This is a genomic window from Polaribacter sp. Hel1_33_78, from assembly GCF_900106075.1.
Lineage (GTDB): Bacteria > Bacteroidota > Bacteroidia > Flavobacteriales > Flavobacteriaceae > Polaribacter.
On record NZ_LT629794.1, the window covers coordinates 447,728 to 471,397 of the forward strand.

21 protein-coding genes are annotated in these 23,670 nt (G+C 31.5%); 11 read left to right on the top strand and 10 right to left on the bottom strand.

What is annotated here, in order from left to right; translation table 11 throughout:
- Window positions 1–103: 103 nt before the first annotated feature.
- Entirely contained in the window at window positions 104–2,722 is a 2,619-nt protein-coding gene (alaS, locus tag BLT88_RS02035; RefSeq protein ID WP_091952691.1) for an alanine--tRNA ligase, read from the bottom strand.
- 162 nt (window positions 2,723–2,884) lie between these two features.
- On the opposite strand from alaS, the gene BLT88_RS02040 reads away from it, so the two are divergent.
- From BLT88_RS02040 to BLT88_RS02090, 11 genes are all read left to right on the top strand, one after another.
- Window positions 2,885–3,847, top strand: coding sequence for a M23 family metallopeptidase (locus BLT88_RS02040; protein ID WP_036788626.1), 963 nt, complete (start codon window positions 2,885–2,887; stop codon window positions 3,845–3,847).
- 2 nt (window positions 3,848–3,849) lie between these two features.
- Window positions 3,850–4,179 (top strand): MerR family transcriptional regulator, encoded by a 330-nt coding sequence (locus BLT88_RS02045; RefSeq protein WP_036788629.1) that lies wholly within the window; start codon window positions 3,850–3,852, stop codon window positions 4,177–4,179.
- A gap of 193 nt (window positions 4,180–4,372) precedes the next feature.
- A complete protein-coding gene (locus BLT88_RS02050) occupies window positions 4,373–6,187 on the top strand; it encodes an acyl-CoA dehydrogenase (protein ID WP_091952692.1) in 1,815 nt (604 codons plus the stop codon).
- Window positions 6,187–6,963 carry an SDR family NAD(P)-dependent oxidoreductase gene (locus BLT88_RS02055; RefSeq protein ID WP_091952694.1) on the top strand — a complete coding sequence of 259 codons (777 nt, stop codon included), beginning with the start codon at window positions 6,187–6,189 and terminating at the stop codon, window positions 6,961–6,963. Before BLT88_RS02050 ends, BLT88_RS02055 begins: the two co-directional genes overlap by 1 nt.
- A 96-nt stretch (window positions 6,964–7,059) precedes the next feature.
- Window positions 7,060–8,277 carry an acyl-CoA dehydrogenase family protein gene (locus tag BLT88_RS02060; RefSeq protein ID WP_036788638.1) on the top strand — a complete coding sequence of 406 codons (1,218 nt, stop codon included), beginning with the start codon at window positions 7,060–7,062 and terminating at the stop codon, window positions 8,275–8,277.
- Complete coding sequence (locus BLT88_RS02065) at window positions 8,277–9,335, top strand: phosphotransferase family protein (protein ID WP_091952695.1); 1,059 nt, start codon at window positions 8,277–8,279, stop codon at window positions 9,333–9,335. The genes BLT88_RS02060 and BLT88_RS02065 overlap by 1 nt, the downstream gene beginning before the upstream one ends.
- A gap of 94 nt (window positions 9,336–9,429) precedes the next feature.
- The gene (locus tag BLT88_RS02070) at window positions 9,430–10,182 is read left to right on the top strand and encodes an SDR family NAD(P)-dependent oxidoreductase (protein WP_091952697.1); all 753 of its coding nucleotides are present in this window, start codon (window positions 9,430–9,432) and stop codon (window positions 10,180–10,182) included.
- Window positions 10,183–10,250: 68 nt separating this feature from the next.
- Complete coding sequence (locus BLT88_RS02075) at window positions 10,251–10,862, top strand: LemA family protein (RefSeq protein WP_091952699.1); 612 nt, start codon at window positions 10,251–10,253, stop codon at window positions 10,860–10,862.
- Window positions 10,863–10,864: 2 nt separating this feature from the next.
- On the top strand, window positions 10,865–11,302 hold the full coding sequence (locus tag BLT88_RS02080; protein ID WP_036788649.1) for a TPM domain-containing protein: 438 nt from the start codon (window positions 10,865–10,867) through the stop codon (window positions 11,300–11,302).
- Window positions 11,299–12,114, top strand: coding sequence for a YgcG family protein (locus tag BLT88_RS02085; RefSeq protein WP_091952701.1), 816 nt, complete (start codon window positions 11,299–11,301; stop codon window positions 12,112–12,114). The genes BLT88_RS02080 and BLT88_RS02085 overlap by 4 nt, the downstream gene beginning before the upstream one ends.
- 59 nt (window positions 12,115–12,173) lie before the next feature.
- Window positions 12,174–13,022 carry a hypothetical protein gene (locus tag BLT88_RS02090; protein ID WP_091952703.1) on the top strand — a complete coding sequence of 283 codons (849 nt, stop codon included), beginning with the start codon at window positions 12,174–12,176 and terminating at the stop codon, window positions 13,020–13,022.
- Here BLT88_RS02090 and BLT88_RS02095 read toward each other — a convergent pair.
- The 9 genes from BLT88_RS02095 to BLT88_RS02135 all read right to left on the bottom strand — a co-directional run bounded on the left by BLT88_RS02095 (window position 13,019) and on the right by BLT88_RS02135 (window position 23,662).
- On the bottom strand, window positions 13,019–13,396 hold the full coding sequence (locus BLT88_RS02095) for a DUF423 domain-containing protein (protein WP_036788655.1): 378 nt from the start codon (window positions 13,394–13,396) through the stop codon (window positions 13,019–13,021). The genes BLT88_RS02090 and BLT88_RS02095 overlap by 4 nt on opposite strands.
- Before the next feature lie 8 nt (window positions 13,397–13,404).
- Window positions 13,405–17,085, bottom strand: a complete 3,681-nt coding sequence (locus BLT88_RS02100) for a metallophosphoesterase (RefSeq protein ID WP_036788658.1) — start codon at window positions 17,083–17,085, stop codon at window positions 13,405–13,407.
- 10 nt (window positions 17,086–17,095) lie between these two features.
- Entirely contained in the window at window positions 17,096–17,698 is a 603-nt protein-coding gene (locus BLT88_RS02105; RefSeq protein ID WP_036788662.1) for a nucleotidyltransferase family protein, read from the bottom strand.
- 3 nt (window positions 17,699–17,701) lie between these two features.
- On the bottom strand, window positions 17,702–18,721 hold the full coding sequence (locus BLT88_RS02110) for an XdhC family protein (protein WP_036788664.1): 1,020 nt from the start codon (window positions 18,719–18,721) through the stop codon (window positions 17,702–17,704).
- A 46-nt stretch (window positions 18,722–18,767) separates the two neighbouring features.
- A complete protein-coding gene (locus tag BLT88_RS02115) occupies window positions 18,768–19,037 on the bottom strand; it encodes a hypothetical protein (RefSeq protein ID WP_091952704.1) in 270 nt (89 codons plus the stop codon).
- An 11-nt stretch (window positions 19,038–19,048) separates the two neighbouring features.
- Complete coding sequence (locus tag BLT88_RS02120) at window positions 19,049–19,570, bottom strand: peptide-methionine (S)-S-oxide reductase (protein WP_091952706.1); 522 nt, start codon at window positions 19,568–19,570, stop codon at window positions 19,049–19,051.
- Window positions 19,561–20,505 (bottom strand): aldo/keto reductase, encoded by a 945-nt coding sequence (locus BLT88_RS02125; protein ID WP_091955614.1) that lies wholly within the window; start codon window positions 20,503–20,505, stop codon window positions 19,561–19,563. Before BLT88_RS02125 ends, BLT88_RS02120 begins: the two co-directional genes overlap by 10 nt.
- A gap of 13 nt (window positions 20,506–20,518) precedes the next feature.
- Window positions 20,519–22,075, bottom strand: a complete 1,557-nt coding sequence (locus tag BLT88_RS02130; RefSeq protein ID WP_091952708.1) for a YdiU family protein — start codon at window positions 22,073–22,075, stop codon at window positions 20,519–20,521.
- A gap of 411 nt (window positions 22,076–22,486) precedes the next feature.
- Entirely contained in the window at window positions 22,487–23,662 is a 1,176-nt protein-coding gene (locus BLT88_RS02135; RefSeq protein WP_052107618.1) for a glycoside hydrolase family 26 protein, read from the bottom strand.
- Between the last annotated feature and the right edge of the window lie 8 nt (window positions 23,663–23,670).

The window sequence follows — 23,670 nt, forward strand, 5'->3', positions numbered from 1 at the left end:
GGTAAACTAGTCGCAGTTATTTCAAATTTAGTGTTTTTTATTTGAAACAGTTAACAGTTAAAATATTTTATACTAAGACTTTATGTTTTTTAAAAGGTTTAATTTAAACCAAATAATCTTTTGCTCTTTCTAAAGCTTTAGAAATTCCACCAGGATTTTTACCACCTGCAGTTGCAAAGAAATTTTGACCGCCACCACCGCCATGAATTAATTTACCCAATTCTCTTACAACTGTTCCTGCATTATATCCGCGTTCGTTTGCTAATTCTTTAGAAATGTAGCACGTTAGCATCGCTTTGTCTTTTTTCTCTGAAGTTGCAAAGAGCAAGAATAAATTTTTATATTCTTTTCCAATAGCAAATGCTAAGTTTTTAATACCATTTTGATCTAAATCTACTTTTGTAGCTAAGAATTGAACGCCATTAATTTCTTGCAATTGATTTTTAATTTCGCCCGTTAAATTTTGAGCTTTATCTTTTAGTAATTGTTCAATTTGTTTTTGCAAAGAAGTATTTTCTTCCTGTAATTTCTTTACTGCTTTCACAGGTTCTTTTGTGTTATTTAACAAGTCTTTAATTTCAAATAAAGCTCTGTTATTTTCGAAATAAAAATCTTTTACGGCATCATTGGTAATCGCTTCAATTCTTCTAATTCCTGCGGCAACTGCCCCTTCAGATTTTATTTTGAAATGCCAAATATCACCTGTGTTTTTTACGTGAGTTCCACCACAGAGTTCTATCGATTTTCCGAATTTTATAGTCCGAACGGTGTCTCCATATTTTTCACCAAACAAGGCCATTGCTCCCTCCTCAATTGCTTGTTGCATTGGAATGTTTCTTTTTTCTTCTAAAGGAAGTTTACCTGCAATTCTTCTATTTACAAAATTCTCAACTTCTCTTAATTCATCAACGGACATTTTAGAAAAATGAGAAAAGTCGAAACGTAAATGTTTTGAGTGAACAGCCGAGCCTTTTTGTTCTACATGTTTTCCTAAAACTTCTCTTAATGCTTGATGTAATAAATGAGTAGCTGTGTGATTGCATTCCGTTACGTAACGTTGTTTTGCATCTACAACCGCTTTAAAAGTCTCGTTAATGTGCTTTGGAAGGTTTTTAGTAAAATGAATAATAACATTGTTTTCTTTCTTGGTGTCTAAAATGTAAACAACATCGCCATGGGCCGTTTCTAAATATCCTTTATCACCAACTTGACCGCCACCTTCTGGATAAAAAGGAGTTAAATTAAAAACTAATTGATACATTTCACCATCTTTTTTAGAGGTAACTTTTCTGTGTCTCGTAATTTTCACATTCGTTTCTAATGCATCGTAACCAATAAATTCTTCAACAGCGTCATCATTCAAAATAGTCCAATCATCTGTAGACATTTCGCTAGCAGCTCTAGATCTATTTTTTTGTTTTTGAAGTTCAATTTCAAATCCTTTTTCATCTAAAGTATATCCTTTTTCAGATAAAATTAAAGCAGTTAAATCGATAGGAAAGCCATAAGTATCATACAATTCAAAAGCTTTATCGCCAGGAATTTCTTTCGTTTCTGCTGAAGATACAATACCGTCTAATAAAATTAAACCTTGATCTAAAGCCCTTAAAAAAGAGGTCTCTTCTTCTTTAATTACATTTTCAATCAATTGTTTTTGAGCTTTTAATTCAGGGAAAGCAGCTCCCATTTTCTCACTTAAAACAGCAACTAATTTGTAAATAAAAGGTTCTTTTTTATTGAGGAAGGTAAAACCATACCTTACAGCTCTTCTTAAAATTCTACGTATTACGTAACCTGATCCTGTATTACTTGGTAACTGACCATCAGCAATTGAAAAAGCAACAGCTCTTACATGATCAGAAATTACACGAGTTGCAATATCTTGTTTTTCATTAGTACCATATTTTGTATCCGTAATGGTTTCTATTTCTTTAATTATGGGTGTAAAAACATCCGTATCATAGTTAGATTGAACCCCTTGTAAAACCATACAAAGACGCTCGAAGCCCATGCCTGTATCTATATGTTTGTTTGGTAAATTCTCTAAATCGCCTGAAGCTCTGCGATTGTATTGCATAAAAACTAAATTCCAAATTTCTACAACATGAGGATGGTCTTCATTGATTAAAGTTCTACCATCAACTTTTGCTTTTTCTTCTGCGGAACGTATATCAACATGAATTTCAGAACATGGTCCACACGGTCCTTGTTCACCCATTTCCCAAAAATTATCTTTTTTGTTTCCCTTTAAAATCCGGTCTTCAGAAATATGTTGTTTCCATAAATCATATGCTTCTGTATCCATATTAAGATTATCAGCATCATTACTTCCTTCAAAAACAGTTACATATAAAATGTCTTTATCTATTTTGTAGACTTCAGTCAGTAACTCCCAAGCCCAAGAAATTGCTTCCTTCTTAAAATAATCTCCAAAAGACCAATTTCCTAACATTTCAAATAATGTATGGTGGTAGGTATCATAGCCAACTTCCTCTAAATCGTTATGTTTTCCTGAAACACGTAAACATTTTTGAGAGTCAGTAATTCTATTCTTTTTTGGTTTTCCATTTCCCAAAAAATATTCTTTAAAAGGCGCCATTCCAGAATTCACAAACATTAATGTTGGATCATCTTTAGTAACCATGGGAGCAGAAGGAACTACCAAATGCGATTTTTCTTGAAAAAAATTTAAAAAAGTGGAACGAATATCTTGAGATTTCATAAAAAAGGAGCTTCCAACTTTGTTGGGTTATGTTAATTTATTTTTAAAAATAACCACCTAAAAAAAGCAGTTGTAAAACATTTTGTAAATTTGTTTGTTGTTATAAAGAGGTTTCTATAGTTAAAAACCATTTATAACGACAAAAATAGTACATTTAGCAATATGGCAAAAGTAAAATATTATTATGATGAGGATACGCTTTCTTACAGAAAAATTACTGTAGATAAGAGTAGCTATTATAGAAGAATACTTTTTATATTTTTAGGTGTCAACCTAATTGCTTTTTTTGGTTTTATTGGCTTTAGTCAAATTATTATGTCTCCATCAGAAAGAATTCAAAAAAGAGAGTTTGAAAATTTAAAATTACACTACGAATTGTTGGGTAAGAGAATGGGTGAAAACGCTCTAATTTTATCACAATTGCAGGAAAGAGATAATAATATTTATAGAAGTTATTTTGAAGCAAACCCGATTTCTGAAGAACAGCGTAAAGCTGGTTTTGGTGGTATAAATAGATATAAAAATTTAGAGGGTTTTGATAATTCTAATTTGATTAAAAAACTTACAAAAGAAGTAGATGTTTTGTCTAAGCAAATGGTGGTACAATCTAAATCTTTAGATGAAATTGTTTCTTTAGCAAAAGAAAAAGAAGACATGTTAGCCTCTATTCCTGCGATATTACCAATTGAAAAAGGCGATTTTTATGTAGCTTCTGGCTATAAAATGAGAATGCATCCTATTTTAAAAATTAAGAAGTTTCACAAAGGAATGGATTTTACCGCAGCAACAGGAACTCCAATTTATGCTTCCGGAAATGGAAAAGTAAGCAGAGCTCAAAGAAGCAGCACTTTTGGTAAGGTTGTTTACATAGAGCATGGATATGGTTACAAAACTATTTATGCACACATGAGTAAAATGAAGGTAAAAAGAGGGCAAGAAGTAAAAAGAGGGGATTTAATTGGTTTTGTTGGTAATACTGGTTTGTCTGTTTCTCCGCATTTGCATTATGAAGTTCATAAAAATGGTAGACCTTTAAATCCTATAAATTTTTATTACGGAAATTTAACGTTGGATGAATTCGCAGCCCTACAAAAAACGTCAGAGGAAAGTCAATCTTTAGATTAATTATGCACGTAAATTTACCTGAAAAAAGATATTACAAAATAGGGGAAGTTGCCAAGGCTTTTCAAGTAAACACCTCCTTAGTTCGTTTTTGGGAAAAGGAATTTGATATTATCAAGCCCAAGAAAAATGCAAAAGGCAACAGGCTTTTTACGCAAGAAGACATTAAAAATTTTAAATTAATCTTCAACTTAGTCAAAGAGAGAGGTTTTACATTAGATGGGGCTAAACAAAAGCTCAAGAAAAATCCAGAAGGTATTTTTAATAATCACGAAATTATTACCAGACTAGAAACCGTAAAAGCAGAACTTCAAAAAATTAAAAATCAACTTTAAAGATTAAAAAATCACTTTCTTTAGAAGTGGAAACACTTTATGATTCCTATTGATTGAATTTTTAATTTATAAAGTGTATCTAGTTTTCGGAATTTACTATGCATGCATAATAATTTTTATTATATTTGGAGATGTGAAAGCTGATACACCAGAATAGATTAGCAATTAAAAACAACTATAAAATATCAATATTATGCCAAAAAAGTATGTAGACCTCGAAACACTTAAATACATACTTTATGATATTCACAAATTAGAAGATTTATTATCAAGAGAAAGATTTCAAGAACATGATTTGGAATCTTTAGATTTATTTATTGATTCTGTAAAGGAATTTTCTGATAGAGAGTTGTTCCCCTATTTCAAAGAAATGGATGAAACTCCTGCATATCATAAAGATGGAACCGTAATTGTTCATAAACAGGTTCAAAAGGTAATGCATCAATCTGGAGAAATGGGCATTATCGCCGCTTCTTTTGATTACAAAGACGGTGGTTTACAAATTCCGTTTACAGCATTGCAAGCAGCAGTATATGTGATGGATGCTGCTAATAATCATCTACCAGGGTATCCTAGTTTAACGCAAGGAGCAGCGGAATTAATTGTAGAGTTTGGTAACGAAATTTTAAAAGAGACGTATGTGCCGAATATGCTTGCTGGAATTTGGGGAGGAACCATGTGTTTAACGGAGCCGCAAGCAGGAAGTTCTTTATCGGATATCGTTACAAAAGCGACACCAACAAAAGAAGGTTATTACAAAATTTCTGGGCAAAAAATATTTATCTCTGGTGGAGATCATCAATTTGCAGAAAATATTGTGCATTTAGTATTGGCAAGAATTGAAGGCGCTCCAAAAGGAACAAAAGGAATTTCTCTTTTTGTCGTTCCTAAAAACAGATTAAAAGAAGATGGAACTTTAGAGTATAATGATGTAATGACGGTTGCCGATTTTCAAAAAATGGGACAGCGTGGATATTGCACAACACACCTAGGTTTTGGAGATTCCGATGATTGTAGAGGTTGGCTTGTGGGTGAAGAACACAAAGGTTTAGCACAAATGTTTTTAATGATGAATGGTGCAAGAATAGCCGTGGGTAGAGGTGCTGCAGCAATTTCAATGGCTGCTTACAGGGCTTCTTTACAATACGCAAACGAAAGACCTCAAGGAAGAAAACTAACGAGCACAGGAAAGAAAAACCCTTCCGAAAAACAGAGTTTAATTATAGAGCATCCAGATGTTAGAAGGATGTTATTATTGCAAAAATCGATTGTAGAAGGTTCTTTAAGTTTGGTGTTTTTGGCATCAAAATATCATGATATTGTAATAACAGCAACTTCCAAAGAAGAAAAAGAAAAATATCATTTGTTGTTAGAAATGATCATTCCTATTGTAAAAACATATCCATCAGAGGCGGGTGCTGAATCTGTAGATAATGGATTGCAAGTTCTAGGAGGTTACGGTTTTTGTGCAGATTTTAGCTTACAACAATATTATAGAGATATTAGAATTTCTTCATTATATGAGGGAACAACAGGAATTCAATCGCAAGATTTATTAGGTAGAAAAGTACCTATGCAAAATGGTAAAGCTTTAGAATTATTGGTTAGTGAAATTACGAAAACAATTTTAGCGGCATCGAAAGATGATGAGTTAAAACAATATGCTACTATTTTAGGCGATAAATTAAAACAGTCACAAAAAGTATTAAGTCATTTAATGCCTTTTGCCATGAAAGGAAATTATGAACGCTATTTGGCAGACGCTAATCTCTTTATGGAATATATGAGTATTGTAGTTTTAGGCTGGTTATGGCTAGAAATGGCGGTAGACGCTAAAAAAGAATTAACAAATACGAATAGAAAATATTCAGAAATTTTTTATGAAAGTAAAATTCATACGATGAAATTTTACTTTAAATATGAAGTGCCAAAAACAAATTCATTAGTAGAATCGTTAATGAATGATGAGACTCTAACAATTAAAAAAGATAAAGAACACATTATATAATGGCACATATTTCAGAACAATTTAATTTAGAAAATAAGGTTGCAATTGTAACAGGTTCAAGTAAAGGAATCGGAAAAGCTATTGCAAAAGGTTTAGCACAAAATGGAGCACAAGTTGTAATTTCTAGTAGAAATCAAGAAACTTGTGATGAAGTTGTACAAGAGTTTATAGCAGAGGGTTTAAAAGCAGTTGGAATTGCTTGTCACATAGGAAAAGAAGCACAACGCAAAAATTTGATTGATAAAACAATGGAAATTTTTGGACGAATTGATGTATTGGTTAATAATGCTGCCATCAATCCAGTTTATGGGGCAATTGAAGATGTTGACCCAACTATTTTTGATAAAATAATGGATATAAATGTCAAAGCACCTTGGTCTTTATCTAATTTGGTACTGCCACATTTTCAAACAAATAAAAAAGGAAGTATTATAAACATAGCTTCAGTGGAAGCATTAACGCCTGGATTTGGTTTAGGTATTTATAGTACAAGCAAAGCAGCTATTTTAATGTTGACAAAAAATCAAGCAAAAGAATGGGGAAGACATGGTGTAAAAGCCAATGCAATTTGCCCTGGCTTAATTAAAACAAAATTTAGTGCTGCTTTATGGCAAAACGAAAAAATGTTAAATAAGCTAGAAAAAACAATTCCTTCAGGAAGGATGGGAATGCCAGAAGAAATGGTTGGTTTAGCCTGTTTACTAGCTTCGGATGCAGGAAATTATATGACTGGCGGCGTTTATACTGCTGATGGAGGCTATATGATTGCAGGTTGATATAAAAATATTTCCTCGATATTAGTCGAGAAGTTATCTACTATATAATTTAAAAAAGGTCTTGTTTGCGCTTGACCAAACAAATGAACTTTACCAATGAACTTTGAATATTCAGAAAAATCAAAAGAATTACAGCATAAATTATCTGCTTTCATAGAAGAGTATATCGTTCCTGTAGAGCAAGAATATATTGCATATCAAAGTGATCCTAATAACCTTTGGAAGCGCTGGCCTAAAACAGAAGAACTCAAACAAAAAGCGAAAGATATCGGATTATGGAATCTCTTTTTACCGAAAGATTATGGAAACTTAAGTCCAGGATTAACAAATCTAGAATATGCTTCTTTGGCAGAAATTATGGGGAAAAAAATCTGGATTTCAGAAATTTTTAACTGTTCTGCGCCAGACACAGGTAACATGGAAGTATTAGCAAAATATGGAAATGATACTCAAAAAGAACAATGGTTAACACCTTTAATGAAGGGTGATATACGTTCTGCTTTTTTAATGACAGAGCCTCAAGTAGCGTCTTCAGACGCAACAAATATTGAAACCTCCATTATTTTAGAAGGTGATGAATATGTAATCAACGGCAGAAAATGGTGGTCTTCAGGTGCTATGGATCCTCATTGTAAAGTTGCCATTGTTATGGGTAAAACAGATGCTTCAAAACCGAGACATCAGCAACAAAGTATGGTATTAGTTCCTATGAATACGAAAGGGTTAAAAATTGTAAGACCACTTTCAGTTTTAGGCTATTTAGATTCGCCAGAAGGGCATGCCGAGATTATTTTAGAAAATGTCAGAGTACCAAAAGAAAATTTAATTTTAGGTGAAGGAAGAGGTTTTGAAATTGCTCAAGGAAGATTAGGTCCTGGTCGAATTCATCATTGTATGCGTTTAGTAGGGATGGCTCAATATGCCTTAGAGCTTATGTCTAAAAGAACTTTAGAAAGAGAAACGTTCGGGAAAAAATTTTATGAGTACAGTAGTATTCGGCATGAAATAGCAAAATCGCAATGTGAAATAGAGCAAGCGCGTTTACTTACACTTTCAGCTGCTGATAAAATGGATAAATTAGGAAACAAGGAAGCAAAAGATATCATAGCAATGATTAAAATTGTCGCTCCAAATATGGCGCAAAAAGTAATAGATAGAGCGATGCAAATTTTAGGAGGAAAAGGCGTTGGACCAGACACCTATTTACCACATTATTTTGCGATTTCAAGAATGTTACGTTTAGCAGACGGTCCAGACGAAGTGCATATGTATCAGCTAGGTAAAAGTTGTATTAAAAAATACGGAAGTAAATAATGGGGATTCAAAAAGTAAGAAAAGGAGAAGAATTAAATGAAGTTTTATTGAAGAAGTACCTTCAAGAAAATGGATTAATTAACTCTGTGGTAAGTGAATTATCCATACAACAATTCACACACGGATATTCTAACCTAACCTATTTGCTTGAGATTGAAAATAAAGAATTTGTATTAAGAAAACCACCAATTGGAGCGATTAAAAGAGGACATGATATGCGCCGCGAATTCAAGGTGCAAAGTGCTTTGTATAAAGCGTTTTCTAAAGTTCCAAAGATGTATGGGTTTTCTGATGATGAAGCTATCTTAGGCAGTGATTTTTACATAATGGAAAAAGTAGAAGGAGTCATCTTAAATTACAAAGAAGCACAAAACAGAAATATTCCAGAGGCAGACTATAAAACCATCGCAAATTCTTGGTTAGATACGCTAGTAGAATTGCATAATGTAGATTATAAGAATGTTGGTTTAGGCGATTTAGGTAAGCCAGAAGGCTATGTAGAAAGACAAGTTTCTAATTGGGGAAAACAGTATTTAAAAGCAAAGACAGACGATTTTCCAGAGGCAGAAATAATCATGAAATGGATGAAATTACATCAACCAACTGCATATGACCATTGCTTAATACACAATGATTTTAAGTATGATAATGTAGTTTTTAAAGATGATTCTTGGCAGGAAATTTCGGCAGTTTTAGATTGGGAAATGGCCACTTTAGGAGATCCATTAATGGATTTGGGAACATCTCTAGGATATTGGACAGTGGCATCTGATCATGATTTTATAAAACAAGGAATTCCCTCTCCAACTGTTTTTGTAGGAAATCCTATCAGAAGTGAGATTGCAAAAATGTATGCCAAAAAATCAGGGAGAAATATAGATAATTTGATTTTTTACTATGTTTTTGGATTGTTCAAAATAGCTGTAATTGCACAGCAAATATATTTTAGATATTCTAAAGGATGGACAACAGACCCGCGTTTTTCGAAGTTAAATAAAGCTGCAGAATTATGCTGTAAGCTTGCTTTAAAGGCAATTAAAACAAAATCAGTTGATTAATTATACCACAATCATCTTAATTTAAATATTGAATATCCAGAAGAATCGAGGTCAATAGCATTATCAAATTCACGTTTAATTTTTTGTAAATAATATGGAAGTAAAAAATAAAATAGTAATCATTACAGGGGCAGGTTCAGGAATAGGAAAAGCAACAGCAATTCATTTTGCAAAATATGGTGCAATCGTAGTAGTTTCTGATATTGATTTAGAAAGTGCAAAAAAAGTTGCGGAAGAAATTGTAACAAATGGAGGCACATCTCGTCCTATAAAAGCAAATGTCGCAAAGTTTGAAGAAGTCGAAAATTTAATAAATAAAACTGTTGAAGAATTTGGGCGATTGGATGTAATTGTAAATAACGCTGGTATTGGACCAAATTTATTAAGAACACATGAATCCTCTTTAAAAGATTGGGATAGGGTGATTGCTGTAAATCAAACAGGTGTTTTTTATTGTATGAAGTTGGCATTGGTGCAATTTTTAAAACAAGGAGCAGGTAATATTGTAAATATTGCTTCTTTAGCAGGTTTAAAGGCATCTCCGAATAATATAAGTTATAGCGCGAGTAAATTTGCAGTAGTAGGAATGACAAAATCTGCTGCGATGGAGTATGCGACTAAAAATATTAGAGTGAATGCAGTGTGTCCTGGGTATACAGAATCTGCCTTATTAGACCAACTAATAGCAGCAAAACCTGAAATGGATGCAATTTTGAGAAGTGTAATCCCTATGAAACGCTATGGGAAAGCAGAAGAAATTGCTGAAGCTGCAGTTTGGTTAGCATCAGATAATACAAAATTTATGACAGGACAAACGATTACTTTAGACGGAGGAACATCCCTTTAAGTACTAAAGATTATTGACTAAATTTGTAAAAAATAGAACATCAACATAAAAATTAAAATTTAGAAATTATGAAAAAATGGTTAATTCCAGTAATTGTTATCGCTGTCATTGTTTTTGGGGTATACAATTGGGCTAAAGGATTCAATAACAAAGCTGTTGTTTTTCAGGAAGATGCAAAAACAACTTGGTCTAATGTAGAAAGTGCTTATCAGCGAAGAAATGATTTAATAGGAAATTTAGTAAAAACAGTTCAAGGAGCAGCAGATTTTGAAAAAGAGACATTAACACAAGTTATTGAAGCTCGTTCCAAAGCAACATCAACAACTATTAATGCAAACAATTTAACCCCTGAAAAGATGGCTCAATTTCAACAAGCTCAGGCAGGATTAAGTGGCGCTTTATCAAAATTATTATTGGTTGTAGAGCGGTATCCTGATTTAAAAGCGAATTCGAATTTTTTAGAATTACAAAGTCAATTAGAAGGTACAGAAAACAGAATTAATGTAGCTAGAGATCGTTTTAATGCTGGCGTAAATAACTATAATAAACATATTAAAATATTTCCTAATTCTTTGTTAGCAGGTATGTTTAATTTTGATGAAATGGATAGATATCAAGCCAATGCAGGTTCAGAAAATGCTCCAAATGTAAACTTCGATTTTAAGAATAAAAAAGAATAAAAATGTCTAAAGTAGAAGCATTTCTTACTCATGAAGAAGAACAAGAAATTATTTCTGCTATCAGAATTGCAGAGAAAAATACTTCTGGTGAAATACGTGTTCACATTGAAGCTTCATCAGAAAAAGAGCATTATGAACGTTCATTAGAAGTATTTCATCTGTTAAAAATGGACAACACAAAAGATGCCAATGCAGTCTTAATTTATGTGGCTGTAAATGATAAAAAGTTTGTGATTTATGGTGATAAAGGTATTGATAAAGTTGTGCCAAAAGAGTTTTGGAATTCTACCAAAGATGTAATGCAAAATCATTTTAAAAATGGTGATTTTAAACATGGAATTGTGGATGGAGTTTTAAAAGCAGGAGAAGAATTACAAGAACACTTCCCATGGAAAGCTGACGATGAAAATGAACTTTCTAATGATATTTCTAAAGGATGAAAAATTTAGCTATAGGTTGTCAGTTGTCAGTTATTGCTAGGAGAATATTCACCTTTATAATCTTTACGTGTGCTCTAAACCTTTTTTCCCAAGGATTTGAAATTCCTGAAAAGCCAGAGTTTCAAACGAGTGTTTATGATTATATAAATTTATTATCAACTTCACAGAAATCTAATCTTGAGAGTAAGCTTGTTCGCTATTCGGATAGTACTTCTACCCAAATAGTAATTGCTATAGTTTCATCTACGGAAGGAGAAAATATTAATTATTTAACCGCAAATTGGGGAGAAAAATGGGGGATTGGAGATGCACAAAAAGATAATGGAATTTTAGTTCTATTGGCAAAAGAGGATAGAAAAATTGCAATCCAAAATGGAAAAGGAGTTGAATATTTGATGACTGATTTTCAGAGCAAAAGAATTATTGAAAGAATAATTATACCTGAGTTTAAGAAAGAAGATTATTATAGGGGTTTGGATAAAGGGGCGGACTATATTTTTAAGACTTTAAATGGAGAATTTAAAGGAACAAGAAAGCAAGAGTCTGAGTTTGATCCAGGGATTATTATTTTTGTCATCATTGTTATTGTTATTTTAATTTTACTTTCTAGAGGAAATAAAAATAATGGAAAAGGAGGAAAACGTTTTAGAAGAGGTTCTCTTGCAGATATTATTTTTGATACAATTATTTTAAGTAACGCTGGTAGAGGAGGCGGTTTTGGAGGTTCCTCAGGTGGAGGTTCATCGGGCGGTTTTGGCGGCGGTTTTGGCGGTGGAAGCTTTGGTGGTGGCGGTGCTTCAGGCGGTTGGTAAAGAATTTAATTTAAAATATAACAAGCCAAAAGCAAATTCATGTTTATAGATTCCCTTTTATGTTAAAAAAAATCTTTTCTTTTTTTACTTTTCTATTCTTAATTAGTTGTCAAAATTTTGGGCAATTAAGTTTTTTAGCAGATTTGCCCAAGAATCTAAAAGAAGTTTCTGGAAATGAAACGATAAGGAATTCAAATCTTATTTGGATGCTTAATGATGGGGGGAATGAGTCAAAAATTTATGCCGTTTCTGAGGAAGGTAAAATAAAAAGAGAAGTTTATATAAAAAATAAAAATCATGATTGGGAAGATTTAACTTCAGATGAAAAAGGAAATATTTACATTGGTGATTTTGGTAATAACCTAAGTAAAAGAAAGAATTTAACAATTCTAAAAATTGAAGAAAAGTATTTAAAAAAGAAGAATACTGAAGCTATAAGAATAGAATTTACATATGAAAATCAGCATAAATTTCCACCAAAAAAGAAAGGTTTGTATTTTGATGCAGAAGCCTTTTTTTACTTCAAAGGTTACATGTATATTTTCACAAAAAGTAGAGTACATAATAAATATGGAAAAACCTTTTTGTATAAGCTTCCTGCAAAAAAAGGAAAACATATTGCTAAATTAATTGGTGAATTTGAAAATTGTAACGATTTAGAATGTTGGATTACTTCAGCGGATATTTCTGCTGATGGGAAAAAAGTGGCATTATTGTCACAAAAAAATATTCTTATTTTTTCTGACTATAAAGAGGATAATTTTTTATCAGGTAATGTGAAGAAAATTGAATTAGAACACAGAACTCAAAAAGAGGGTCTATGTTTTAAAGATAACTATACATTATTAATCACTGATGAAAAAGCACATGGAGTAGGGGGTAATTTATACGAATTGAAAGTTAATTAAACTACAAATTTATAAAGCATAAGTAGCCAACCTAACACAAGAAACAAACCTCCTAAAGGTGTAATTGGTCCTAAGAATTTTACTTTTTTATTTTTTGCAGATGAAATTACCAATCCATAAATAGAGAAAGAAAACAGTATAATGCCAATGATAAATGCAGTAATTATATAGCTATCAATGTTCTTCTTTGTATCTAAATTAAAACCTAAAACAAGTAATACAATGGCATGATACATTTGGTATTTTACACCCGTTTCGAAACTTTGTAATTTATCTAGCGTTAGTTTTTTCTTTAATAAATGTGCGCCAAAAGCGCCAAAAATTACAGCCGTAAATCCAAATAAAGAACCAAAAATTAATGCTATCTGTGCCATATGAAATTTTAAAATGCAAATCCGAATGTAAGTGCGATTCTTAGTCCATCATTACTATTAAAAGCGGAAATATTCCCAGACATCATGTTTGCAGCGTTAAAGAATACTCCTCCTCCTAGGGAAGTATTAAATTTCGTGCTTTTAACTAGGTCGTCTTGTTGCCCCCAAACAGTTCCATAATCAAATCCACCAAATATACCAATGTTTAAAGGTAATAAACTCGTTTTAAATCGCCTTAAATTTAAACGAATATCAGAATTGTGATAAAATGAATTTTTGCCTGTAAAACGCTGATTTCTATATCCTCTTAAGCCATCATTACCGCCAATGTTTGCTGCTTGATAAAATTCATAAGAATCACCAAAGGTAAAATGACTTTTCAATTTTGTTGCGAACACTAATTGCCCGCTAGAAATTAATTTGTAATCAAAAGAAATTGAAGGAATAAGGTATCCAAAATTGTTGTTATTATTTAAGTTTGATGTATATCCAGCTACTAATTCAGTTTTCATACCCATTGTTGGAAAAGCAATATTATCTAAATTCTCATAACGATAACTTGCTTCGGTATTTATAAACTCTTGCTTTTCGAAAATATCATTATTTGCAGTAAAATCAGTATTTATAAACCGGTTAATTGTATTGTCTATTTTAATTTGTTGATATTTAACACCAAGTTTAATTTTTGCATCTAAATCGCCCTTCCAATGAATAAAAGTACCCGTAAAGAATTTACTAATTTTCACTCGGTTATAATCTTCTTCTTTTAAATCATTGGCTTCAAGATTAATAGAGTTGTTGCCTAACCCAAAATAATTAATGGAGTAATTAGGACTGGTAAAAGTAGCATTTATACCAAGGTTCCAGTGGCTAAATACGTTTGCAATTTCAGAAGAGTAATTAAGCTCAAAACCATTTGTCGCAAAATAGTAAGCACCTGAAATTAAGTGTTGCGAAGTAAAAGGATTTCTTTCAAAACCATAAGCTGTATAAATGTTTGCAAATCCAATTTTTACGCCATCATCAGGATTAAAACCAACTGTTGGTGTAAATACGTTTTGGCTATTCTTTAACTTTTTATAATCGTACACATTTATATTATAATCATCCGTTAATTTCTTTTTTCCATTTTTAGTTTGAAAGCTGTTTTTCTTCGATTTATAATCATACATAATTACATTTTTTCCATTTAAGATTTTGTATGTATCATTATTTTGGCCGCCTATAATTCTTACTTTAATAGGGTCTTTTTCTTCACCTTTTACTATGAAATTATCTTCGCCGTCTAAACCATAAATCCAAATTTCTTTCGTTTCAGATGTATTATAAATTCGCTGATGAAACATCCTATGTTTAGCACCTTTTTTTATGGTGTAGACTGTAATTTTTGTTTTTCCATTTTCCAATCTCTCAATATCAAACCAATCATTTTTTTGAGTACCTCTAATAATTTGAAATTTGTTTATATGTTTAAAATAAGAGTCAGAAATTTTCTGTAAATTACTTCTTCTCCCTTGTAATTTTCTTTTTATTTCTAATATAGTTTCATCCTTAACTTCTTCAGGAAAATTAGTAAAAGCATCCTCTATAACAGCATCTGAGATATTATTTTGAATTAATTTCACTTGGTTATTCCAAATATTTTTATCGGATTTTGAAATTAAAACCATGTCTAAAGGATAAGGTTCTAAATTAAACCATTTAGGGCTTTTTAATTCATCTGAATAAGACTGCATTAAACGCAATGCAGGCACTATTTTAGTCACTGTATTTAACAAAGCACCATCACCAAAAATAGAAAATGCTTGATCTCTATCTCTAGGAATCGGTCTATAAATAGTTTTCTTTTTTTCTTTAAATACGGCCCATCTCCATTGATCTTCATGTCTATCCCAATCTCCAATTAACATGTCAAATAAGCGGGCTTTTATATAGGCTTCTTCATCTAAAATATGAGTATCGTTTTTGTTTATTTTTTTTAATAAATCATCTGTACTAATTACTTTGTTCGCAAAACCAAAACTAGCTTTGTCTCCATGACCAGAAGCAGCACGTTCTTCAATCATGTACAATTCATCACCAAATTCATCATTAAAATGTCCTAAACTATTTTGTTTTGGTATGTAATATAAAACAGGATTTGTGTGATAAACACCTACTGCGTCAGACAGTTTTCCGATGGTAAAGGGTGCATAAGGATGTGAGCCTGTAAAAACATCAGATAATAAATTTTCAGTGGCGGTGCCATCAAATTGTCCCTCAATATATTGATCTTTAAAAGCGACAGCTTGCAAATATTGTACAGCATTCTTTCGTAAGGCACGCATCACATATTCGCGTCCTTTTTTGTCCTTTAATCTTAATGATTTAGATTGATGTCCTCCACCTTTTCTAACAGGTTTTAACCCGCCAAAAAGCGTATCTAAATTTACTGTTGGGGCTTTTACTTCTGTCCCAAAATATTTTCGATAACGTTCACCCCATAAAAAACGATATGTTTTGCTCTTTGTGATTTCTTCTTTAGTATAAATAGAGGCTTTTTTTTCTGTAATTCTATTTTTTGGAAACGTTGTAAAAGTCTTTTTTTCATTGGCTGAGAGTACTTGAGTTTTATACACAATTTTACTGTCATTTATAGCATAAAAACTTACTTCTGATGCCCCATTCTTATAAATGTCTAACTTTGCAAAACCTTGAGCCGCATATGTAAATTTTGCTCCTTTAGACAATTTTGTAGCCATTGTTTTTGAGCCAGAACCACTTACAATTTGAGGAATATTATCTTGGACTATGTATTGTAAATTGTGGTCATGACCAGAAACAAAAATGGTTTTGTCATTTTCTTGAGAAAGTGTTACGATACGTTTTTTAAGTGCATTGTATTTTTTATTTTGGATGTCTGCATTTGAAATCCCAGAGGTTTCTCGAATTAAATTTTTGATAGTTCCTAAAATTGGTAAAGGACTCATATGGCTTGAAAAAGAGTGTTTGCCTCCATGAGAACCATTTGTAAACATCGGATGATGCATTGCTACAATGGTTGTTTTACCCCTTGCTTTTTTTATTAAACCTTCAAATTCATCAAAAAATTTTGTTCTAGTTTTAATTTCACATTTATCATTTATTGTTGGATGATTGTCCCAGTTTGTTAAATACCAATGTGTATCGATAATAATTAAAACTATATCTTTAGAAATTTCAACTTTTGCTAAAGGACATCCATTTTGAGGAAAAAAAGAATTTTTACCCAATACATTTTCAACTAATTTTTCTTCTCGTTTTAAACCTTTTAAACCATTATACCAATCATGGTTTCCTGGAATAAAAATTGATTTTCCTTTAAATTTTTCAGCAACTTCAGTCTGCGCTGTAATTCTTCTTTGCGCTAAAGGATATTTTTTAGAACTTTTCTTCGGAATTCCACTTTCATACACATTGTCTCCTAAAAAAAGAAGTGTTGACTTTTTAGGGGCTCCTTTAATTTTTTCTTTTAAATAACGTAAAGCAGGAGCGTCTTTAGTTAAAGTTGAATTGCCAGCATCACCAATTAAGTAAAACGAGTGGATCAATTTAGAACTATCTTTTTTATATTCTAGGTTTTGGTTTTCTGCAACCTGCATTTTCATTGATGCACAGGCAGAAATCATTAGAACTATTATAAGAAAGAATAAATTTTTGATTAGTTTCATAGGCGCGAAATTAACTATTTAAAATTGATTTTTTAAAGAGCTGCAAGTCTTCTTTTGTATCTATATCAAAGAAGTTTGTGGTTGATTTTGGACAAAGAACTTCACTTTTCCTTTTATTGATAAAAATTTTAGCTCCTTGATCTCCTTTTATCAATAGTAAATCGTTAAAATATTTCTCTGGAATAATAGCAGGAACACCCAGTTTTACTCCATAATTTGATGCAATAATTAGGTTTTTATTTTCTTGAAATAAATTCAGCATAGCTTCTAAATACCAGAGTTTAATTGCAGGTTGATCCGCCAACAAAATAAAAACACCATCGAAATTTAATTGTTGTTTTCTAAAATATTGAATTCCAGAAATGATGCTTGAACTCAAGCCATCTTCAAAGTTGTTGTTTTCAATAAGCTCAATATTTTCTATCGTGATACCTTGTTTTATTTGATCAGAATTGGCGCCTAAAACACAGAAAGTAGCAGTAGGAGAAATCCTTTTTGCTTTCTCTAAAGTAATGTCTAAAAGCGTTTTGTTATTGATTTTTTCTAACTGTTTTATGCTGTGCATTCTTGATGATTTTCCAGCAGCTAATATTAAAACAGCAATATTTTTCATCCGTTAACTATGAATTTTCCCATTTAATTCTCTTAATGAAAACGGTTCTTTTTTTCTAATGACAGAGAGTATTTCTGCAACAATAGAAAGTGCAATTTCTTCTGGAGTTTGGGCACCAATATGCAAACCAGCGGGTGTGTAAATAGTTTCCAAAAACTCATCACAAATATCAGGTACAAACTCAAAAAGTTCATTAAATAAACGTTCTCTTCTTTTTGGTGCCCCTAAAATTCCAATATATTTTGGTAAATATTTAGAAAGTTTTACAGCATATTTTAAATCTTGCACATAACTATGATTCATAATTACAATAGCAGTATTTTCTTCAATGTTAGAAAACTCTATAGTTTCAGGAGTATTACCAATTAAGGTATTCGCACCAGGAAAATCTTTGATTTGTTTACTGTCTTTTATTGAGGTGATTACGTCAATTTGCCATCCTAAATTGGAAGCAATTTTACATAGTTTTACAGCATCATGCTCACCTCCAATAATTATTAATTTAAAGTTTGGTTGTAAGGTTTGAGTGAAAATGTTAATATTCTTTTTAGTTTTAAAATCAAAAGTATCTGAAAACACAAATTGCTCGTTATTTTTAAAAGTTATTAGAGAGCCAAAATTACCAAAAGCTTCATCTTTTTTTGAAAAATAACTTTCTATTTTTAAGGATTCTCTATTTGCAGATGCATCAGAAAAAGTGTTTATAAAAGCATTAGAAATAAAGAAGGGTTCAAGTAAAACATATAAAATGCCTTCGCAACCTAATTTATATCGACCATCGTAGGTAATTATTTTTGATTGATTATTTAAAAAAACACTGCTCGCTCTGTGAATAATTTCTTTTTCTACACAGCCACCACTTACAGCTCCTACAGTATTTAAATCCTCAGAAATGAGCATTCTAACTCCTGGTTTTCGATAAGAAGAACCCTTTAAATAAACAACAGTAGCCAAGACATTTTTCAATCCCTTTTGCTGATTGGCTAATGCTTGATTAATAATTTCTTTAAGTTCGTGAATCATTTAGAATAATGAAAATTGAGCTTTAAATATAGAACTTTTAAAGTTATTATGTATAGCTTATCTCGCAAGTTTCACATTTGTAAGTATCTTCATTGATACTAATTCCACTTACATTTTTTTCTACTATTTTATTGATGAAATTGTTGTAAGTCTGATCATAGCCCACCAATTTATTTCCTTTGTTTAATGTATAAAACTCACCTTCCCATTCTTGTTTTCCCCAACAATTTGGACAAATTCCAACAGGTGCTTTTTCTGATGTATTTCCTTCAGCTTTAGAAGTGAAATAATTTTTAATGTTTTGTAGTATGCTCATAATTGTCGGATTTATGATATAGTCGGATTAATATGATTTACTTTACGCTGATCAATGTTTTTTGAAAATTTTTGCATTATTAACTTCAATTTTGGATGTATATGTGTTTTACAAAATGGTTTTTCAGGATTAGATTCATAATAATTTTGAAACTCTTCTGATGAGGGTTTGAAATTTTTAAATTCTAATACTTTAGTAATAATTTTATTTTCAAAATTTGATTGTAATACTTTAATTATATGTGCACTTTCTTCTTTTTGATGATTAGAAAAGTAATAAACTGCAGAGCGATATTTATTTCTCATAGAATGATTACTCGTGCTTTTATGGGTCAATAAATGAATTTCTATCAATGTTTTTAAATCAATTTTTCGATCATCAAATTGAACAATAACAGCTTCTGAAAAAGTGTTATTTTCATTTATTGAAGCAACCCAACCTTGGTTTACTTGTGATACTCCTTTTAAAGATTGAAAAACAGCTTCTGTGCACCAATGACAACCACCTCCAAAACCTATTTTGGTTAATTCCATTGTAATTTCTTTCTTTCTGCCCAATAAAATTTTGAGCTTACTTTTAAAGAATCTAACAGTTTAATTTCGTCAGGAGAAAGAGAAAAAGAAGTTAATTTTAAATTTTCTTTTAGTTGCCCAATATCACTGGCTCCGCTTAAAACAATACTTTCGGGAATTGTTTGTGTGCAATATTTTAAAGAAATTGCATCTATACCAACGGTGTGTTTTTTTGATAAACTTTCTAAAACAGCATACATTTGATCATAATGCTTATAGTGCTGGTTTCTAAAAACTCGACCATTTGCTAATGCTTCTTTGATAACAATCGATTTATTTTGATGTATTAAATCCTTAAAGATTTCGCTTAAACTTTGATCTAAAAAATTATACGTCACTTGAAACATGTCAAATAATTGTTCTCCGTTAACCAAAACATCTAATGCTTTTTTAATGATTTCAACTTGATTTGTTCCTGTGGTTGTTAAACCTATTTTTAGATTATCTTCTTTCTTTAAAAAAGCCAGTTGTTTTAAAACTTCTTTATTTTCTAATACTCCTGTGTCTAAAGTTGCAGAATGAATTTGATATACTTTTAAGTAGGGAAGTAGTTGTTTAGAGAAATTCCATTGTTCATTTAATTTAGAGAAACTGTGTTCTTTTACTTCGTGTATAGTTGCGTTTACATCGAAATTTGCGGTGTAGGTATATCCCCATTTTGTGGCAATTTCAATAGAGTCGTCGTTTTTAGTTTGCAACCATTCTAAAACTAATTCTTCTGCTAAACCATAGCCTGGAGCTGTGTCAAAATATCGCACACCTAGTTTATAGGCTTCTTCCAAAACTGAAAAACTATGTTTTCTGAAAGCTTCCAAATCAGAATTATTACTGTTCCCCGCACGAACATTAATATATTGTGGCCTTCCTAAAGCGGCTGTTCCTAATCCTAATTTCATATGTAATTTTTTTTTAAGAACTGCAAGATAACATTGAACAGCCCACTTTATTTCTTGCCCATTCAGGTCTTTTTGCAAACCATTTTTCATTTGCTGGTTGCTCAGAATAAGGGCTTTTTAATAGTTGATATAATACATCAATTAAAGAATAATCACCCTCATCTGCTTTGTCAATTGCTAATTGAGACATATAATTGCGCAAAACATATTTAGGGTTTACAGCATCCATTTTTTCTTTTCTTTGCGCATGAGAAAGTGATTCTAGTTGCAATCTACTATTGTAATTTTTAAACCATAAATTCCATTGATTTTTTACATCACCAGAAATATTATCTAAATCATAAAACGCTTTTTTAATCAATTCAAAAGCTGTTTTTTCATTAGAAAAATTACTTAAACTTCTAAAGAAAATGGTCATGTCTGTTTCAACTAATTGCAAATTATCTTCTAAAGTTTGAATCAAGTTTAAATCATTTTCATGATCAAAAAATAATCCTAATTTAGATTTCATCATTTGAAAAGATTTCTCTTGAAAGTCAACTTTATATTGATCTAGAATTTCTTCTAAAGGCGCTACATCTTCAATAATTGGATACAAAGCATTTGCGAGTTGATACAAATTCCATAAACCAATATTAGGCTGATTTCCATACCTGTATCGTTTATGTTGGTTATCTGTGGTGTTTGGTGTCCAACCATAATCAAAGTCCTCTAGCCAACCATAAGGCCCAAAATCTATGGTTAAACCTAAAATAGACATATTATCTGTATTCATTACGCCATGTACAAAACCAACTCTTTGCCAATGAATGATCATGTCTAAAGTGCGCACGGAAACTTCTTTGAAGAATTGGATATAACTTTCTTTAGATGGAGCTCCTAAATGCGAAAAATGATGTTTGATGGTATAATTAACTAGTGAAGTTAAGTTTTTAATATCTTTTCTGGCTGCAAAAATTTCATAACTTCCAAAGCGTAAAAAACTTGGCGAAATTCTGGAAACAATTGCCCCTTTTTCATAGGCAGGATTTCCATCATATAAAATATCGCGCAAAACATGATCACCAGACAAACATAAGGACAAGGCGCGGGTTGTTGGCACCCCCAAATGAAACATCGCTTCACTACATAAATATTCTCTAACCGATGAGCGTAACACAGCTAAACCATCTGCGGTTCTTGAGTATGGTGTTTCGCCTGCACCTTTTAATTGTACTTTCCAGTTTTTGTTATGGTGTTCAACTTCAAATAAATTTATGGCTCTACCATCACCCAATTGTCCTGCCCAATTGCCAAATTGATGACCTCCATAACACATGGCGTAAGGTTTTGTCTTTGGATAAATAGTATTTCCAGTAAAAAGATTTTTAAAGATATCTGAATTTGTTTCTTGTTCAGAAATACCCAATTCAGTCGCCATTTGTTGAGAAACATGAATAACTTGTGGTGCTTCCGTTTTTTTTGGATTAACATATGAAAAAACGGCTTCAGTAACTTGTCTTCTAGAGTTTTTTAAAACGGTATCTGAGGGATTTTCTTGGGTGAAGGTATCTGTTATATGTAGTTTCATCATAATTTTTTAATCCATTTTTGAAGGTCTTTATCCGAAGGAGTTCTTAGCTTTTTAGTGATAAACGTAATTATTGGTGCGCTCATCTTTCTATGCACGTACAAGTTACGTATTTCTTCTGCATTTTAATGGTTATTTGATGATTACAATAGATGACAATTCTAGTGTTACATTCAAAAAAAATGTAAAGATCTGATAGGTAAGATACGTGCTTTAAAAGATAGCGGTTTCTAAATAATGAAAGATTAATACGTGCTTGAAAATAAACAAAGATTTGCACTTATATAAGCAGCTGTAATGGAATAAAGTACACAACAATCAGCACTATTCGTACTAGTGCCGATAGAAAAAATTTAAATTGATAAATAGTAGATATGATTTTACTTCAAAACTTACTAAGGTCAATAATAGTTACTCCATTCCTGGTTGCTTGATATTTGATGGCCACTTTTTTAGAGCATTTTTGATTGCAGTAGTCACTTCAGGATCATCTTTTATAGCCCAATTTAAATCTTTATTATAAGTAAGAGTTTTATCACTTGCATAATGAAAAAATAAAATTGTGTTTACAAAAGGATATTTAGTGTTAAAATTTTCAAAAGCATCTCCAAACCATTTCGCTCTACTTCCACCTATTTTTAAGCTACCAAATTCTGCAATCATTATTGGTTTGTAAAAAGAAGCTAATTGGTCATAATATTTACCAAAAGTCTCTTCAAAAGTCCACCAGTCACTAAAGTTTGCACTGGTTCCATAATTCAAAGCTCCTGTTGCAATAATATCTACATAGTCATTTCCTGGGTAATATTCCGGAAACTTCCCTTTAGCTATATGTGGACTCCAAACCCATATAATATCTGTCGCTCCAACGGAATCAAATACATCTTTTACATGTTTAAATGCAGCAACAAACTCTGAAGGATCATTATTCATTGCCCCCCATTTATATCGATATGAGTCATTCATTTCATGTCCTACTCTCAAATAAATAGGATGACCTACTTTTGCTGCATCTGTTGCCCATTCTTTTATATAAACATCATAATCACCATTCGCAACAGAAGACAGTCCATGATTGTCTCTTTGCTCCATATCTTTAATTTTTGGAAAATTTTCTTTTGAAAATGTTGTCAACCAAGGTTCCCAAGTAATCATTGGTACAGACCCAATCCTAATAATTGCATCAACTTCATTTTTAGGAAATTTATGTTCTTTACTTTCTCCCCAAGCTCTGTAAATTTGAATAATAGGAAATGTTATTGCTAACGAGTCTTCTAAATTGATAATATTTTCATAAGATTTTCCATTATTATCATCTGCGGCTCCAAAAAGAATACTTTTGCTTTTTAGAAGGGCGAACTTATTGTTTCTTTGATCATTAAACCATTCTAATTTTTTTCCTCTATTTTTTTCTCTTTTTTCTAATATATTATCTTGCTCAAAGTTTTTAACCATATTGCTTAAGTTTTCTAGAAATCCTCCTATTGGGCCTTTAGAGCTTTTACTTACAGATGCTAAACCGTAAATTATAAAATAACCTAGCACTACGGCCAGCAATACATTAAAAATTCTTTTAAATGATGTCATATTTTTTT